This window comes from Nostoc sp. PCC 7524, from assembly GCF_000316645.1.
GTDB lineage: Bacteria > Cyanobacteriota > Cyanobacteriia > Cyanobacteriales > Nostocaceae > Trichormus.
In genome coordinates this window covers 5654224-5671169 of the sequence record NC_019684.1, presented here as the reverse complement: position 1 = coordinate 5671169, position 16946 = coordinate 5654224, and the positions used below count along the sequence as shown (strand labels likewise).

The 16946-nt window shown below is 39.2% G+C and carries 17 protein-coding genes; 8 read left to right on the top strand and 9 right to left on the bottom strand.

Annotated features, from left to right (window positions below; translation table 11 throughout):
- Window positions 1-105 precede the first annotated feature (105 nt).
- Window positions 106-2220: a TonB-dependent receptor plug domain-containing protein gene (locus tag NOS7524_RS23105; RefSeq protein WP_015140900.1), complete on the top strand. Its 2115-nt coding sequence runs from the start codon at window positions 106-108 to the stop codon at window positions 2218-2220.
- Window positions 2221-2486: 266 nt separating this feature from the next.
- On the opposite strand, the gene NOS7524_RS23100 is transcribed toward NOS7524_RS23105, so the two are convergent.
- From NOS7524_RS23100 to namA, 3 genes are all read right to left on the bottom strand, one after another.
- Window positions 2487-2840, bottom strand: coding sequence for a DUF5615 family PIN-like protein (locus NOS7524_RS23100; RefSeq protein WP_015140899.1), 354 nt, complete (start codon window positions 2838-2840; stop codon window positions 2487-2489).
- A complete protein-coding gene (locus NOS7524_RS23095) occupies window positions 2837-3073 on the bottom strand; it encodes a DUF433 domain-containing protein (RefSeq protein WP_015140898.1) in 237 nt (78 codons plus the stop codon). Before NOS7524_RS23095 ends, NOS7524_RS23100 begins: the two co-directional genes overlap by 4 nt.
- 107 nt (window positions 3074-3180) lie before the next feature.
- Window positions 3181-4245: an NADPH dehydrogenase NamA gene (gene namA / locus NOS7524_RS23090; RefSeq protein ID WP_015140897.1), complete on the bottom strand. Its 1065-nt coding sequence runs from the start codon at window positions 4243-4245 to the stop codon at window positions 3181-3183.
- 1111 nt (window positions 4246-5356) lie between these two features.
- Here namA and NOS7524_RS23080 point away from each other — a divergent pair.
- The 4 genes from NOS7524_RS23080 (at window position 5357) to NOS7524_RS23065 (ending at window position 9927) form a co-directional block, all read left to right on the top strand.
- Window positions 5357-5647: a hypothetical protein gene (locus NOS7524_RS23080; RefSeq protein WP_015140895.1), complete on the top strand. Its 291-nt coding sequence runs from the start codon at window positions 5357-5359 to the stop codon at window positions 5645-5647.
- A gap of 124 nt (window positions 5648-5771) precedes the next feature.
- Window positions 5772-7985: a CHASE2 domain-containing protein gene (locus NOS7524_RS23075; RefSeq protein ID WP_015140894.1), complete on the top strand. Its 2214-nt coding sequence runs from the start codon at window positions 5772-5774 to the stop codon at window positions 7983-7985.
- Window positions 7986-8148: 163 nt separating this feature from the next.
- Window positions 8149-9177: a VOC family protein gene (locus NOS7524_RS23070; protein ID WP_015140893.1), complete on the top strand. Its 1029-nt coding sequence runs from the start codon at window positions 8149-8151 to the stop codon at window positions 9175-9177.
- Between the two features lie 159 nt (window positions 9178-9336).
- Entirely contained in the window at window positions 9337-9927 is a 591-nt protein-coding gene (locus NOS7524_RS23065; RefSeq protein ID WP_015140892.1) for a YdcF family protein, read from the top strand.
- Here NOS7524_RS23065 and NOS7524_RS23060 read toward each other — a convergent pair.
- Together NOS7524_RS23060 and NOS7524_RS23055 are read right to left on the bottom strand one after the other, a co-directional pair.
- Window positions 9917-10309: a hypothetical protein gene (locus NOS7524_RS23060; protein WP_015140891.1), complete on the bottom strand. Its 393-nt coding sequence runs from the start codon at window positions 10307-10309 to the stop codon at window positions 9917-9919. The two genes, NOS7524_RS23065 and NOS7524_RS23060, sit on opposite strands and share 11 nt — an antisense overlap.
- A gap of 217 nt (window positions 10310-10526) precedes the next feature.
- Entirely contained in the window at window positions 10527-11516 is a 990-nt protein-coding gene (locus NOS7524_RS23055) for an endonuclease/exonuclease/phosphatase family protein (RefSeq protein WP_015140890.1), read from the bottom strand.
- A 153-nt stretch (window positions 11517-11669) separates the two neighbouring features.
- Between NOS7524_RS23055 and NOS7524_RS23050 the strand changes: the two genes are divergently transcribed.
- Window positions 11670-12251, top strand: coding sequence for a hypothetical protein (locus tag NOS7524_RS23050; protein WP_015140889.1), 582 nt, complete (start codon window positions 11670-11672; stop codon window positions 12249-12251).
- A gap of 577 nt (window positions 12252-12828) precedes the next feature.
- Here NOS7524_RS23050 and NOS7524_RS23045 read toward each other — a convergent pair.
- Window positions 12829-13509, bottom strand: a complete 681-nt coding sequence (locus NOS7524_RS23045) for an HAD family hydrolase (RefSeq protein ID WP_015140887.1) — start codon at window positions 13507-13509, stop codon at window positions 12829-12831.
- 199 nt (window positions 13510-13708) lie between these two features.
- Here NOS7524_RS23045 and NOS7524_RS23040 point away from each other — a divergent pair, with 199 nt between their 5' ends.
- Complete coding sequence (locus NOS7524_RS23040) at window positions 13709-14479, top strand: glucosamine-6-phosphate deaminase (RefSeq protein ID WP_015140886.1); 771 nt, start codon at window positions 13709-13711, stop codon at window positions 14477-14479.
- A 287-nt stretch (window positions 14480-14766) separates the two neighbouring features.
- On the opposite strand, the gene NOS7524_RS23035 is transcribed toward NOS7524_RS23040, so the two are convergent.
- A complete protein-coding gene (locus NOS7524_RS23035; protein ID WP_015140884.1) occupies window positions 14767-14964 on the bottom strand; it encodes a hypothetical protein in 198 nt (65 codons plus the stop codon).
- A gap of 282 nt (window positions 14965-15246) precedes the next feature.
- Between NOS7524_RS23035 and NOS7524_RS23030 the strand changes: the two genes are divergently transcribed.
- Window positions 15247-16230 carry an alpha/beta hydrolase family protein gene (locus NOS7524_RS23030; protein ID WP_015140883.1) on the top strand — a complete coding sequence of 328 codons (984 nt, stop codon included), beginning with the start codon at window positions 15247-15249 and terminating at the stop codon, window positions 16228-16230.
- Window positions 16231-16446: 216 nt separating this feature from the next.
- Here the strand turns inward: NOS7524_RS23030 and NOS7524_RS31230 are convergent, their stop codons facing one another.
- Together NOS7524_RS31230 and NOS7524_RS23025 are read right to left on the bottom strand one after the other, a co-directional pair.
- Window positions 16447-16659: a ParE family toxin-like protein gene (locus tag NOS7524_RS31230; RefSeq protein WP_083882630.1), complete on the bottom strand. Its 213-nt coding sequence runs from the start codon at window positions 16657-16659 to the stop codon at window positions 16447-16449.
- A gap of 53 nt (window positions 16660-16712) precedes the next feature.
- Window positions 16713-16931 (bottom strand): hypothetical protein, encoded by a 219-nt coding sequence (locus tag NOS7524_RS23025; RefSeq protein WP_015140882.1) that lies wholly within the window; start codon window positions 16929-16931, stop codon window positions 16713-16715.
- Between the last annotated feature and the right edge of the window lie 15 nt (window positions 16932-16946).

Below are 16946 nucleotides of genomic sequence, written 5' to 3'. Positions count from 1 at the left end.
AAAGTAAAAAACATACAAAAAAAGCTTGACATATATTGTTATTTCTCGATAGTGTTTTGTTTGGATATTACATGCAATAAACAATTTAATTTTTGGAGTAAATAGATGAAGCAGAACTTGTATTTGCTGCCGTTGAGCTTATTAAGTACATTTATTGCTTCACCTTCTTTGGCGTTAGAAATTAAAATTGGCAGTCAGGATATTAAGCAAAATCCTCACAAGATCAATGCTAAGATTCTGCATTTAAGTGAAATTCCTCTACATTCTACAGAGGCGCAATTATTGACGCAGGCATTAGAAAAAAATGATAATGAAGAAGTAATAGAAACTGAAGAGTTAGAATCAGATAATACATCCTTAGAAGAGGATACAGATATTGATTTAGAAGTAATAGGAACACAAGATAAACTACCTCAATCCACACCGACTTACATTATTGATCAAGCAGAAATCCAAAAACAAGGGTCAACGAGTGTGGCTGATGTTTTAAAAAGAATGCCGGGATTTGCTATCAATGATGTTGGACATGGTGCAGATATTCATACCGGAACTTACTATCGTGGACACTCAATTAATCAGTCAGTTTTTTTGATTAATGGTAGACCAATTAATAATGATGTCAGTACCTATCATGGGGCTACAGATTTAAATAGTATTCCTGTAGAATCTATTGAGAGGGTAGAACTATATAGTGGTGCGGCAACAGCTTTATATGGCTCCTCAGCTTTTGGTGGAATTGTTAATATTATCACGAAACAAGGTAGCACCACTCCCAGGTTTAATGCAGCAGCAGAATTTGGTTCGTTGAATTTAAATAATCAACAGACAAGTTTTAGCGGTGGTAGTGGAAATTTTAGATATAATTTGAGCTTTGAACGATTTTTTATTGATAATCGTTATAAAGTTCCCCAAGGTGCAGCCAACCGTGATACTAGCGGTAATTTATTTAATGCGGATACAGCTACTAGCACTTATTTTGGCAACTTTGCTATTGATTTAAATCCCCAAAATACTTTGAGTTTGGATGTAAAAAAACTCAGTAGTCGGCGGGGTTTAATTTATTTTGGGTTTCCTTTGCAAAGAGATAGATTAGATCATGATGGTTTGAATATTGGTTTATCCTGGCGATCGCAACTTGCCCAAGGCTCTAATCTCACAACTACACTAGGTTATAACCAAGATTTCTTTAACACCTATGGCCCTACTGTTTTTCAAGGTAATACCTTCTATCGCACTGGCACTTTAGACACACAAAATCTAACAGCTAGAGTAGATCATGATTGGCAAATTACTGGTAATAATCGGCTACGTTGGGGGTTAGATTTAAAAAACACTAATTTAGATGGGATTACTGACAGTACCAGCCCCAATAGAATCGCTTTTAATGAAGTCGAAAATCGTAGTGTCTTAAATACCGCATTATTTGCCGTCAATACTTGGAATATTAGCGATCGCTTCCTGGTAGATTTAGGTTTAAGACAAAGCTTTGATTCTCAATTTGGTAATTATCTCAATCCCAGTGTTGGCTTGCGTTATGCTATGTCTCCCAATTTGGCTGTACGCGGTAGCTGGGCTAGTGGACAACGTAATCCAGGATTAGACCAGTTATATCTGTATGATACGGTGCATGGTTGGTTGTCTAACCCAGATTTAAAACCAGAAACAGGATCATCATGGACTGGGGGAGTAGATGTTAACTTTTCCCAGAATTTAACGGGACAATTTACTTACTTTGGCAGCAGTTTAGATAATCGTTTAGGAATTATTCAAGGCCAATGGCAAAACATTGGGCTAGTCGATACCAATGGCTTTGAAGCTGCATTGCGGTGGCGATTGGCTAGCAATTGGTCAACATTTTTTAACTATACTTATACCGATGCCCAAATTAAAACAGGAACAGAGCGTGGTTTGCAATTAGGTTTAATTCCTTATTCTAATTTGCAAGCGGGGATTGGCTATGAAAAAGACGGATGGCAAGCTAATTTATACGCTACTTATAATAGTGGCGCTCGTCGGGCTTTGTTTCTCAACCCAAGTGATAGGAATACAGATTTTTCACCATCATACGTGAATTTTGATTTGAGTGGTCGCATCCCTTTAAATCGAGGTTTGGGACTGACATTTTACTTAGAAAATTTACTGGGTGAACAATACGAACGAGTGAACCGAATTTATAGTCCTGGGTTTACTTTTCGTGTGGGTTTAAGTTCAGGGATTTAATAGCAATAACTTGATAAACTAGAGCCGCGATTTTTCTAAAAAGTCGCGGTTCTAGTTTCTAAATGATGATCAAGCAGATTAATTTGGCATTGTCTACGCGCTCTGCACATTCTCTTTAGCAGCTTCTTCCGCTAGTATTTTTATGCGAGTAGCTGCACTTTTGCGGATGCGTTAGCGCAGTTTACCGAAGGCATCGTTTTTGCCAACACCACCAGCCATTTTATATCCTCGGCTATCTTTGCCGTATTTAAAGGCAACTCCTAATTTTATTGATGTACAATTAAAACTTCTCGACTCATTTCAATGTAGGAATGCTGTTGAAATAGTTCAACTATATATGGAAAATTACTTGCAAAAAGTTTTTCTAGTTCTGAGTTACTGATATTACCTGTCGTAATTAAAAGTAATTTGTAGGGCTGCTGAACTGTTACGAAGGAATTGACAAAATCATAATCTTTAGTGATTAAAATCCTATTTTGTTGAATTGATATGGCATTAATTTCAATATCTGACGTAGCATTTTGCTCTGGTAAGTCTCTGGTATGGATGGTATCGTAATTTAATGATCTAAGAAAATTTGCTAGACGAACTGGTAACTGGGCATCAATAAGAAATTTCATGAGGCGATTTTATGAATGCTTTTGACTTGGCTAAGTCGAGCTGCAAATAATAAAACAGCCAGAATATCTTCAGATTCTAAGTCATCATAATCCGCCAATATTTGCTCAGTGGTCATGCCAGAACTCAGCAATTCTAAAATAAACTCAACTGGATAACGAAGTCCTCTAATACAAGGTTTTCCGTGACAGATATTAGGATTTAGAGTGATCCGGTGTAAAAGTGTGTCATCCATACTGCTGAGAAATTCACAATATATTAACTAATCGTAACATCCAGCCCAGCCTACTCATTCTTTGGGAGACGCGATTCATCGCGTCTCTACAAGCAGGGCTAAAATTATTACCAGGCTCGGTCATATTGTACTGGCCAATGTTTTTCATATCCTAGTTGTTTGGCGGCTAAGTGAGGCCAGTAGGGATTGCGGAGGAGTTCACGCCCTAAAAGCACCATGTCAGCTACTTCATTGCGAATGATTTTGTCTGCTTGTTCGGGGGAGGTGATTAAGCCAACTGCACCTGTGGCAATATTGGCTGCTTGACGAATGCGTTGGGCAAACTGGGTTTGATATCCGGGTTTGACTGGAATGTTGATACCGGGTATGATTGCCCCGGAAGAACAATCAATTAGGTCTACACCCAAAGTTTTCAGTTCTTGGCTCAAGGTAATACTTTGTTCAACGTCCCACCCTTTATCTACCCAATCAGTGGCAGAAATGCGGACAAATAGAGGGTGAGTTTGCGGCCATACTTCTCTGACGGCTGTTACGACTTCTCGGAGTAAACGAGTACGATTTTCAAAGCTACCACCGTAATCATCTTGACGTTGGTTAACCAGAGGTGAGAGAAACTGATGTAGTAAGTAGCCGTGGGCTGCATGGATTTCTATAACTTTAAAGCCAGCTTGTAAGGAACGTTGCGCTGCTTGGACAAAGGCTTGAATGATTTGCTCAATTCCTTCTAAACTTAGGGCTTCGGGTACTGGACTGTCTTTACTAAAAGCGATCGCACTACTGGAAACTATAGGCCGCCATCCTTCTTGAGATTCATCTAGGGCTTTTCCTCCTTTAGAGGGTTTGGCGGTGCTGGCTTTTCTTCCTGCATGGGCGAGTTGAATACCAGCCACAGCGCCAAAGTTGTGGATTAATCCAACAATTCTGGCTAAATATTCGATGTGTTCATCTGACCAAATGCCCAAATCTTGAGGAGTAATTCGACCGCGAGGTTCAACAGCAGCCGCTTCTGTAATGATTAACCCTGCACCACCAACAGCACGAGAAGCTAAATGAACCAAATGCCAGTCATTAGCAAATCCATTGGTGCTGGAATATTGACACATGGGGGACATGGCGATGCGGTTGCGAAAGGTGACTTCACGAATTCTGAATGGTTCAAATAGATGTGCCATTACTACTAATTCCTTCTCGTGTGAGGTAAAAGCAATTGGGGATGAAATTGGCTCTCAACCGCAAGGCGATCGCTCAATTTCAAACCAGAATCTACTGGTTTAAAATCAAGCTAGTATTAGTCAAAACATTTAATCTTTCTAATTAATGGCGATACACCACAAATCTATGATTTGCAACTTAAATCAATTAGCAATCATCAGGTAAAAATATCTAAATGGGTGACATTATGCCAATCTCCCTTCCTATACAATACTTAAGTTTTCATGAATTATTGCAAAGGTAAAACAGTTTTTTAATATTTAATTAATAGAGTTTTTTATAAAAAAATATATGGGTGGTTTTTATAGAAATAAAAAAGCTTTTCACGGTTTAATCTTCATCCTACATCCTTTTTTTTAGCTTTTAAATACAGATATTATCTGCAAAAATTAATGTTTATTAATAATAAAATTTAACTGTTAATTGTTGAGTAAATTGTTTAACTAATCAATTTTGCTTCATCCTGATCTAATTTCAGGGACTTCCCAGCCGACTAAACGCCTATCCCTAGCGCACCAAGGGGAGAGGCAACAAGCTGATATAAACCTTATTAGCTCTATATAAATTATTCTATACCGCAAAAAGTTGAGCGAATTACCGTATTATTTGGATATGACTTAGAGAAATTTATCAAGATTTGCTGATATTTCTGGTTAGGTAACACCAAAAAATAAAGGACAAGAGTATTACCCTTGTCCTCAATTATAAAAATAGCAAATGGTGTGCCGAATATGTCAGATGCGCCTGATGATCTAAAACTTGTGTGGTCGTATCTTTGTAAGATTGTTTGCGACCATTGCCGATCAGATTGATCGACTGTGTGCTTTCCAGAAGGAGAAGCAATTACATGAAATAAATATACCTCATCATCGTCAGGATGGCGATGATTCTGTCCATTTATTTGAATTTTGATGGCAGTATGCCTTAAATCGGCGTAAAAGCAGGCGAAGGTAATGAACTCAAGTCTCAGTGTGTATCCATTCCCTGTGAATTTTGTGGTTAAATTGGACATCAAGTATCATGCAAGCCGTTTACCCTATTAGTAGTAGCTTGTACATCGGAGATAAAAACATGAGAATCTGGCTGGCTTGCTTTTTAGTATTGTTTGCCTTAGCAGAACTATTTGACTGGCTCAAAGGATTTTCTCTACCATTGCCTATTTATATTTTAGGTGGGGCTTTTTTAGCTGTAGCTTCTAACTATGACAAGATTATTGGCTACTATTTCAGCAGCGATACCACGGTTGACGCATCACTAGAACCGTCTCAATTAGAAGCGTTTGCACCATCTACTAACGCCGTTCCTTTAGCAGCCGCCAGTTCTGTAGAAGATACTCAACAGCAAGAAACAGGTTTAGGCTGAGGTGAGGAAAAGGTACTGACAAATGTGGGTTTTTAATCAAGCAGTAGCAATCAGTAACTTGCTAAATTAAATACAGCCTAGTTTTCTTCCCTGTTACCAAAATTCAGGCTATCTCCCCAATGCCGTGATTAATGGAATATTAAATCAACTCCGAGCCGCCTTTATCAAAGATAAAATTTACCATGACACTGGTTTTAATAAAAACTGGTGGCAAATAATTCTAGTTACTAGCCTGGGAGCCACTGCTTTAGTGTGGGGAGCGCGGGAATTGAAATGGTTGCAGTCTTGGGAGTTGAAAGCTTATGATCAGATGCTGCGATCGCGTCCTGTGGAATTACCAGATCCACGGATTTTAGTAGTCAAAATCACTGAAGAAGATTTAGAAATCAACAAATGGCCGTTATCAGATAATACTATCAACCAACTCTTAGCCAAACTAGAATCTTATCAACCGCGTATAATTGGTATAAATCTCTACCGACCTCAACAGAATAATTTAGCTAATAAACTAGAAAATCCTGATAAAATCATTGGCACTTGTTTATTCAGTAGTAGAGGTAGGTCGGAAATTCCACCACCGCCAGATTTTCCTATTCATAATATTGGCTATAACGATTTAATTCCTGATAGTGCAGACGACCAAATTATTCGCCGGGCTTTATTATTTGCTGAATCCACAGATAGTAAATGTGCCACAGAATTTTCTTTTGCGGCTTTAGTAGCAATTAACTACTTAGAACAAGTAGGTATTAATGTAGATTTCATTGAAAAACATAATTTTTATCTCGGTAAAACCATCTTCCCTATCTTGACAGCTAATTCTGGCAGCTATCAAAGGTTGAATGCGGGTGGTTATCAAATACTGCTAAATTATCGCCATCCTGATTACTTAGCTCAAACTGTCACCCTCACACAAATTCTGAACAATCAAGTTAACCCCAACTTAGTCAAAGACCGTTTAGTAATTATCGGCACAACAGCCGCCAGTGTTCATCCTGGTTTATATACACCTTATAGCTCGGCAGCACGACAACCAATTAGAACACCTGCTGTGTTTATACACACCCAAATAGCTAGTCAACTTCTCAGTACAGTATTAGATGGAAGACCCCTGATTTGGTATTGGCCTGACTGGGTTGAACTGGTGTGGATTTGGGGTTGGTCTTTAGTAGGTAGTGTTTTAGCGTGGCGAGTGCGTCATCCCATATTATTAGCATTCATCGGAAGTATCACCCTAACAGGGTTAGTAGGGATATGTGCGATTGTGTTTTTACAAGCTGGCTGGATTCCTGTGATTCCACCAGCTTTAGCTTTAGTAATCAGTGGTGTGAGTGTCATGAGCTACACCACATATAGAACTCAGCAGCAAGCTCAGTTGATGCTCCTGCAAGTTGAACAACAACAAGAGGCAATTGAGCAATTAAATATCTTATTACAAGAAACCACATCTACCGCAATTCCTACAGCACTGTATGACCAACATTCCCACAATGCTCCTGCTACTTTTACATCGGAAAAAAGCAATGGCGAATTCTTTCTAAATAACCGTTACCAAATTACTAAAGTCATTGGTGCGGGAGGATTTGGACGCACTTATTTAGCTCAAGATACTCAAAGACCAAGTAATCCTAGCTGTGTGGTGAAGAAATTAATGCCAGCACGTCGGGATACCAAATTTTTAGAAGTTGCTCGGCGGTTATTTAATACGGAAGCAGAAATTTTAGAAGTATTGGGTAAACATCCACAAATTCCTACACTGTTTGCTTATTTTGAAACTAATGAAGAATTTTATTTGGTGCAAGAATATATTCCTGGGCATACTTTGCATGAGGAATTACCACCTATAGAAGAGATAAAAAACGAAGCTTTTGTGATTGAAATGCTCAAAGGAGTTTTAGAAGTTTTGGCATTCATACATGAGCAGCGGGTAATTCATCGAGATATTAAACCGACAAATATTATTAGATCCACTATAGATAATCGGTTTGTATTAATTGATTTTGGTGCAGTGAAATTAATGCAACCACCCAGTAGTGAGCAAACAGAATTAGCCACTGTTGCTATTGGTACGCGGGGATATGCACCCCCAGAGCAATTAGCCGGGCATCCGCGTTTAGCCAGTGATATTTATGCTTTGGGCATGATGGGGATTCAAGCACTGACTGGCATATTACCCCAAGAACTAGAGCCAGATCCAGAAACAGGTAATGTGATGTGGCGAGAAACAACAAATATCAGTGCAGAACTAGCAGCAATTTTAGATAAAATGGTGAGCTATCATTTTAGCGATCGCTATCAATCGGCTGCTGCTGTCTTGCAAGATTTAAATCAGATGTAATATTCGCTTGGATTTTTTAATTTATTTGCTGAGGTAGGTGACAGGTAACAGGTGACAGGTAACAGGTAACAGGTAACAGGTGATAGGTAACAGGTAACAGGAAAGAGAGATTATTAGGCGATTCCTGTAGACTAGATTAGTTCAGCATTGTTCTAAAATTGGCATGACTCAGGGGCAAACAACAGCAATTGAAGGCATCTATGAAGTTTGTATTGGTGTTCCCGATGCGATTTTTGCAATTCAATATTGGGAACAATTTGGCTATCGCATCGGCCAAATGGGTGAATTATCTCCCGGTGCAGCCTATCAATTGTATGGGGTGAACTCTGGTTTACGCTCGATTCGCCTCTACCACCAAAATGCAGATCATGGTTTGATTAGATTGATGGTTTGGCAAAACCCTACAAATCCAGGTTTAGGGTTAGCTTCAATGAAAATTAAAGGTAATCGTTGGGCAACTTCTTTAACTGCTGATGTCTTAAGCATCTTAAATCATGCCGAGGAGGCAAAAGCCGCAGGAAGGGCTATCCGCTACACCAACCCTTACTGGGAAGTAATTTATCAAAAGGAGAAGAAAAACCGTCCTTTTATCGATGTGGTGGTTGGGGTGCGAGAAATGCTGCTATTGCAACCATTAACTCGACAGGTTTTGTTTCAAAGGTTCGGCTACACCATCCCCAATTACGGAGAAATCAACCACGGCTGCGCTTTTAAGACTAGCCAGTTTACCCACATGGGGATTATTGTTCAGGATGACACTAAGGAAAGCCTGAAATTTTATGAAGAGGTTTTGGGTTTGTTGCGGGTGCGTGATGATGTGGAAACTAGCTATGAGTCTTCGTTAGCAGGTAGAGATATTTTTGATTTGCAACCTGGGGAAAAGTTTATTGTTACTACCTTTGATGATCCTCGTTCCTCCAAGGATAACTTGATGGCGGCGCGTAGTGGCAGATTGTATGTGATTCGCTTTCCTAGTGGGATGAATATAGAGTCACGGTTTGAAGCAGCGCAACCGGGTAGTTTGGGGATATCACTTTATACTTACCGTGTGCGAGAAATAGAAACATATTGCGATCGCATTAAGGCTAGCCCAGTACCAAAATTTACTAACATTGTCGAAAATGAGTTTCGTGAGAAAAGTTTCTCCTTTGTGGCACCAGATGGCTATTTCTGGACTTTGGTGGAAGGTTAGGGATTGGGCGCATTGGGAATTTTAACTTCCTTCCTCTATAGTAGGACTCTTATTCGATTTTTGTGGGCGTAGCCTGCGCTGGCGCATAAAAATTTAGTAACCCTTATATATCTATATATCTCCTTGCTTTCGCCTATTGCCTATTCCCTTCCCCAAAAAATGTCCAAAAAATGGTTTGTCTTAATTTTACTGACTGTGACATCTGCGTTGCTGGTGGCGATCACCTCTACAGCTATCGGCATTTATTCCTATGGCAGTCATCCCCACAATCTCAAAGCCGATGCAGCAATTGTTTTGGGTGCGGCTGTGTGGGGAGAAGAACCATCACCGGTGTTTCGAGAACGTATTAACCATGCCGTTAATCTCTATAAAAATGGTAATGTGAATACGATTATTTTTACTGGTGGAGTTGGGGAAAGTCAGGAACTGGCTGAAGCGATAGTTGGTAAAAGCTACGCTATGCAGCAAGGGGTAAAAGCAGCCGATATTCTCACGGAAACACAGTCACGCACAACTCACCAAAATCTTAAAAATGCTTGGGAAGTAGCATCCCATCAGAAACTATCTCAGTTTCTCATTGTCAGTGACCCTTTGCACCTCAAGCGAGCCGTATTAATGGCACGAGATTTGGGAATGGATGCTTATCCATCCCCTACACCAACCACCCGCTATCGCAGTTGGCAAAGTCAAATGCCATTTTTAATGCGCGAAACTTATTTTTATTTTGTCTACCTTGTATTTAAAATTTAGTCACTGTTAGTTGCAAACCAGAATCAAGTCGAGGTACTTTGAGATAGTCAACTGGTTCAGTGCGTTGCGGAATTTGTTGATTGGCTATCTGTTGACATTTCTGGACAATAGCATCGGCATTTTCGAGGAATTCCAGGGGATTGATGTTGCGACATCCTGCTTCTTGTACTACTGAAATCGAACTGGCTGTATCTTGGAGATGATTACTTTGGTTGATAGCATTGTTCCAGGTACTATTTATTGTCACTGGTTCTGTGAATAAAGCCGCAGCTTCATGGCGATCGCCTGCTATTTCTATGGGATTTTCTAGATTAGCATAGGCGCTTTGGCTGGCTGCGATCGCACCCATGACAATCAATAAAGTTATAGGCAAGTATTTCATATTTACATCACTCAACTATGTATTTTGACTGGTAACTGCTAACTGATAACTGTTAACTGATATATAGGAATCCGGTTTGATTAATGAAATGATTTGCGTAGGTAGGCAATAGGCACTCTTGCAATAGGCAATAGGAAAGAAGAGGGGGGTAGGGGTATACTGAGTTTTTATGCGCTAGCGCAGGCTACGCCAACAAAAATCAAATATGATTCCTATATTAGCTTTTTCTAAGTAAAACTAAGTCTGTAATTAATGCTGCATGATCAGAATTAGCGTTAGCTCCAGTATAAGTTGTCGCAACCTGAAAGTGTTTACTCACTAAGCAATGGTCAATCGGAATATTTATCAGTGGAATCAACCATGAGGGCAAATGTACATGAGTAGCAGGCCGTGGCCAGCTAGGTAAAATCCCAAAACCTAAGCGGGTATTATGTAAGTTGGTTTTATTAATCAACCGTCGGTAATAAGGAGACCAAGGTGTTAGATTAAAATCTCCCGCTAAAATCACTGGTTGCTGAAGTTGTTGAATATATTTAGTTAGTGCTGCTAGCTGACGATTGCGACTATGAAAATTTGTTGGTTTTGTCGGAACTAATGGATGAGTACCAATAAATTTAATCGGCTGTTTATCTATTTCAATTGTGGCTATTAAGTTATGATTACCTTGCTTATTAAAATTATCTCCCTTGACATCTTGCAAGGGTAGGCGACTAAAAATAGCCAACCCACCCCCAGAACTTCTAAAAGCAGAAGGTAAGGTGTCTTGGAATTGCCAGCGTAGATTTTCAAATGATTTATTATCAATTTCCAGCAATAAAGCTATATCAGGTTGATTAGCCTGTACTATATCAATGATTTCATTGGTAGAATTATTTTGAATATTAATATTTAAAGATAATAATCTAATTTTTTGACCTGAATTATCTACTACTTGTTGAGCATGAGGTAAATACCAAGGTAGCACTTCAACTACATTGATTCCTAGCAATACTAAAGCTATAAAAATTAATAACTTATGTTTGATAAGGCGTGTTTTCCACAAGCCAAATAAAATAATACTAACTATTAACGATAAAACTAAATACTGGTAACGGAAATGAGTAATCAGTTCTAGAGGCCAAGACCAAGCAATGTAAGGAAATAATGACAATAGTGCTAAGATGAAAATGGTAGCGATCGCCACAATTAAAGATATTCTTTGCCCCATAGAAGTCACCCACGTAAGTATCATCTATTAACATCAATCACTCTTACCTATTTTTCGGATGGGCAGACAATGATCAAAATCAATCAAAGCCCTACCGGAAGGTGACAAAAAGTAGTTGAATAAGTACCAGTAATTGACTTAAAAATTTTGCTCATGAGAATTTGGGCTGCGACAGTTGTACTCACTTCTTCTTTGGTAATCGCTGGGGTGCTTCATCCCTCAGTTCTCGCCAACAATGCTAAGACACCTTCTCAGTCAATCTCTCAACCCCAGTCAAATAAAGCTCAACAGATTAACGTTACTAAAGCTGAGTTTGGCTTCGCCAAAATTGACTCTCAGGGTAAATTTAACTTTACTCCTACCACTAGAATCCCTTTAGAGGAAGGTAGTAAATATGGCTGGCGAATTCAACTACAAAACGTTCAGGGTGAAGTCACATGGCGGGAAGTTCTCCGATTGCCAAAGCCTCCAGAAACCTGGGCTACAGATAACGGTGAAAACTTCAAACTATCTACAGACGGCTCTGAAGCTGTTTCCAATCGCACACAATTAGCTAAAGATGGTGTGATTGAGAATTTTTGGACGATCACACCCGGTGATCCACCCGGTAAACATATAATACACGTATATGTTGATGACCGCCTTGTTGGTAATTTTGAATTTGAAGTTATTCCTAGACAGAGGCAAGCTCCACAGGAACGTCTGAGCGACAAGGGGCAGAAGCTCGGAATTTAGAAAAAAACATTTATCCACACAAAACTATAAACCCGGTTTTTTGAAGAAACCGGTTTTTTTAATTTTAAATACACTTGGCTGCATATTAATTGGATATTTTTCGACGTAAATAATGGTTATCCGTCTTAAATTATCGTATGTAATTCATCCTGAATTATTTTTAATAATAACCACAATCAATCTCTAATAAACCAAAAATTATCTTGAATCAACTATCTATGTTGATAACAAATTCAACATTTAAACATGACTACATCAGTAATAGTTTTACTTATCTTTCATCCTTGAGTTAGATAGCATTGAAAAACTAAAGATTTAAGGTTGGTAATAGGTAAAATCAATATCAATCGCTATTCAAGGATACATTTGAAATGGCTTTGTACAAACTTGATGAATATTATCACGACTACAGTACCAACCTTTCTGAAGGTTATGACATCAAAACTTTTGATGTTTATAGGTAAAATACAGATTTTTAAAAGTTGATGATTGACTTTCCCCGCCCATAAAAAGGACAGGGATTTTGGTTAACAATCAACAAACTTGCCCAAACTTGTTACTAAATCTGACTCAATAATCATGTGCTAACCACACTCAAATCTGCCTCTATTAAAGAATTTAGGAATGTCCATAGCTGCAAATCGGTAAAATCTGGGATCACCATAAATGCCCCAACGTCTTGCAACACTTGTGGATTGTGGGTAGACGCAATACCAACGGTACGGATACCAGCAGCTACAGCCGCACGAATACCAGAAGGAGAATCTTCTAAAGCTATTGCTTGTTCTGCTGGAATTCCTAATTTACTTAAGGCAACTTGATAGGGTGCTGGATCAGGTTTACCTGCTATACAATCATCTGCTAACACAACTTGATGGAAAGTTTCTGTGATGTCCAAAACATCCAGCATAAACTCTGCATTTAATCTGGGGGCATTAGTTACTAAAGCACGTTTTAGCTGATGTGTTTGTGTCCAGGCTATTAGCTCAGAAAAACCGCTTAATGGTTGAAGATGGGAAGCAAGTTGGCGAAATAGTGCTTCTTTCTCATCGGCGAATTCTTGCCCTGCTGGGGCTGATAACTCTGGCAAAATATCTTTGACAATTTCTGGGTTTAATCGCCCACTAATCCGGGATTTGTAGAATGTTTCATCAATTTCTATGCTGTATCTCAACAGCATTTTGTGCCAAGCTTGGTAGTGTATGGGGTCAGTATTGACAATAGTACCGTCTAAATCAAAGAGAATTGCAGCCAGCATAATTTTTGGTGAATGTAAATAATTATTAACTTAATTTACATACTTTACAGTGTTTTTGGTGATTAGTCATGACTGCTAAGTTGAAAATAGGGAGTAGGGAATTTTCATACCCTTGTTGTGGGCGCGATCGCCTGTGGGTGTTTAGCATGGAACAGGGAGTAGGAGAAAACTTCTTCATGACCACTTTCTATGTAAGCAAATGGTAGCCGCTACAAACTTTTTTCAAGTCGATCATCTGTCAGTACAGATTTATCAATCTGAAGCTGATATGGCTCAGGATGTTGCAGTTATTGTCCGTCAGTATTTACAAAGCGTTCTGCAACAACAAGATACAGCTGCTGTCATATTAGCAACAGGTAATTCCCAACTTAAATTTTTGGATGCTTTGATTGCTTTGGGTGAATTAGATTGGTCACGAATTACTTTATTTCATTTGGATGAATATTTAGGAATTAGTGCTGATCATCCCGCTAGTTTTCGGCGATATATGCGCGAACGTGTAGAAAAGCGGGTGCATCCATACAAATTTCACTATATTGCAGGTGATACATTGGAACCCTTAGCAGAATGCGATCGCTACACTAAATTGCTGCAATCACAACCAATAGACTTATGCTGTCTTGGTGTCGGCGAAAATGGTCACTTGGCTTTTAACGATCCAGCAGTAGCCAATTTTCAAGACCCTTACAGCGTCAAATTGGTGAAACTAGATATAGCTAATCGCCAACAACAAGTCAATACAGGGCAATTCCCCAGTCTTGATAGTGTTCCTCAGTACGCTTTTACTGTGACTTTGCCTTTGATTTGTTCAGCACAAAAAATCATGTGCCTAGCACCAGAAACACGCAAGGCACAAATAGTAAAAAGTATGTTGCAAGGGTCTATTAGTACAGATTGTCCCGCTTCGATTCTGCGTCAACAAGCACAAGCAAATCTATTTTTAGACCTTAATTCTGCTAGCTTACTATAAAAGCATTCAGGATTAAGAGCAATTGTTACTAATCCCCAATTCCCAGTCCCCAATCCCTACTTTCTACTCCCTACTTGCTTACAATTAGACAAGCAAGCTTCAAGATGGGGACAGTCTTCACACTTTAGTTCTTTCCCTGGATTTAGACATCCACAAGGCGGATTCACAAAGCATTCAGACGGATCTTTAGGGGGTAAATTCTTTTTAAATACTAATTGTAAAGTTGCTTCTTGTAGACAAAAAATACAATCTCGCACCATTATTATGCTCCTTTACAGGTGGGAATATTATGCTACTGACCACCTACTCCATGCTGACACTTTATCTTCTACTACAAATACTCGCTTTTGCGAATTCGCACTTTCGGCTACAAGGACTTTTAACGTTACTGTCTGTACATTATTGATGAGGTAGTTGCCATAACCAACAACTTTTCCTAAATGCCCAGTGTGTTGATTAAATACATAATCTCCAATGGAGAACATAACAGCACTGCAATATTTAAAAATATATAAATAATCTAACTTTATTTTTCTCTCAATAAATAAATAAACGCCTCATACTTTGAGAGTGTTTTATTTTTAACTATAGAAATATATTATTCTTAATCAATATCTTCCTTTAGATATAAGCATATTGATGAATTTTATGCCGTATTGATTTTCAATCAAACAACTAACAGTATTGTCCATATATATTGAATATGGTGTGATTTACATCAGGAAAAAATACTAATATTTTCTTGAAGTCTTAATAGGAACCTGTAGATGACAGTTCGTGCATTTTTTGAGGCTGTTAGTGTTGAAAATGCCCAATCTCCTTATGATGTAATTCACCTGAAAATTTTCTATCCGGCAAAGATGTCAGGGACACATCTAGAAAAGGATCAGGGAGTTGTACCCGTGAATCCAGAACTGGCTCCCTTTCCCGTAGTGATTTTCTTTAATGGCGTTAACTGTGATGCACAACTATATCAATGGTTAGCAGTTAAACTGGCTGAACGTGGTTTGGTGGTAGTTCTGTTTAACTGGATTGCACAAAACCTACCAGGGATTACTGCTCTTACCCCAGGTGTGGATATTTCTAAGTGGCATCCCAAAATCTACGGTACTGCACCTACCGCTTCAGCTTTATCGACATTACTAGCTAAACTGGAATTCTTACAGCAACAGGGAATTCTGGCAGGAATGCTGGATCTGCAACGGATCATTTTAGGTGGACACTCGGCAGGTGGTAGAGTAGCGATCGAAAATGCTAACCCCAATTTTTTCTCTCAAGTGACAGCATCTTTTGCCTACGGCGCACATAGTGCTGGAACAGTGATGTCAGGATACGAAGCGGGTACTATTTTACCTTTGCCAGACTCATTACCGATGTTACTGATGGGCGGAACCTGTGATGGGGTAATTGCCAATAGTAGCGATCGCTATGGTATAAATCCCGGAGATGCTACAACCCCCATCATACGTACATTTCGAGAAGCGATCGCTGGAGAACGCAACGATAAATATCTGGTACTGCTTGAAGGAGCTAATCACTTCTCAATGGTTGATGGCTTTGATTCTACTACAGGTAGACCTTTTCTCGATTTCCCCGCTACCCAATCCCCAGAAAACATCCGTTTGCTGATGGCAGAAATCATCGGTTTGTTTATCGATACTTATGTTCGCCAAAAACCAGAGGCATACAAAAGCTTAGAACAACTGCTAAATACTACTAATCCTGTAATCAAGTCCTGGGAACGTAAGTAATTGTTAATCGACTTTGTAACTAAGCTCTAATTTTCATATACCTGTTAAGTTAGGTTTTGAGAATATTGCTAACAACCATAGATGTTTTCTCCCAACTTTAGTGCAGGCGATCGCTCACAGAAAGTTTACAATTTTTTTCCTTCAGTTCTGGCAATGAGTATTGGGGTTGCTGGTATGAAAGCGAAATGGGGTCAAGGCGATGATCGCCCTGCATCACTAAAACAGAGAGAGCAGTCTGTCATACTCTGCGTGCGAACCTACCCAAAACCAAATCATTGTATCTCCCTCTAACTGTCCAACTGCGCGGTAACTTTTACTAATCCGTGCCGAATAAATTGGTAGTTCTGGATGTACTTTTTTGAAGCGCAAGCTGGGATAGTTGGGATCTTGTTTGAAGAGGCGGTATGCTTCACGGGTTTGCTCTTGAATTTGCTCAGGTAAATCAGCAAATGCTTGCCGAAACTAAGCAGTTATACGTGAATTCACAATTTATCTGGATCTAACTGTTTAGTTTTTCCTGCACGGAATTCAGCCATAGCATCGCCTGCAAGTTTGGCAAGTAAGTCTGGGGAACGGGCAAAAGCTTCATCCCAACGGTGTTCATCTTCTAGTTCTTCCAGAATCATTGCAGCGATCGCATTTTGTTCGTCAGCAGGTAAAGTTTGTAATCGGGATATTGCGTATTCCAGTAGCTCAGTCATAGCTATCTTAAGTTA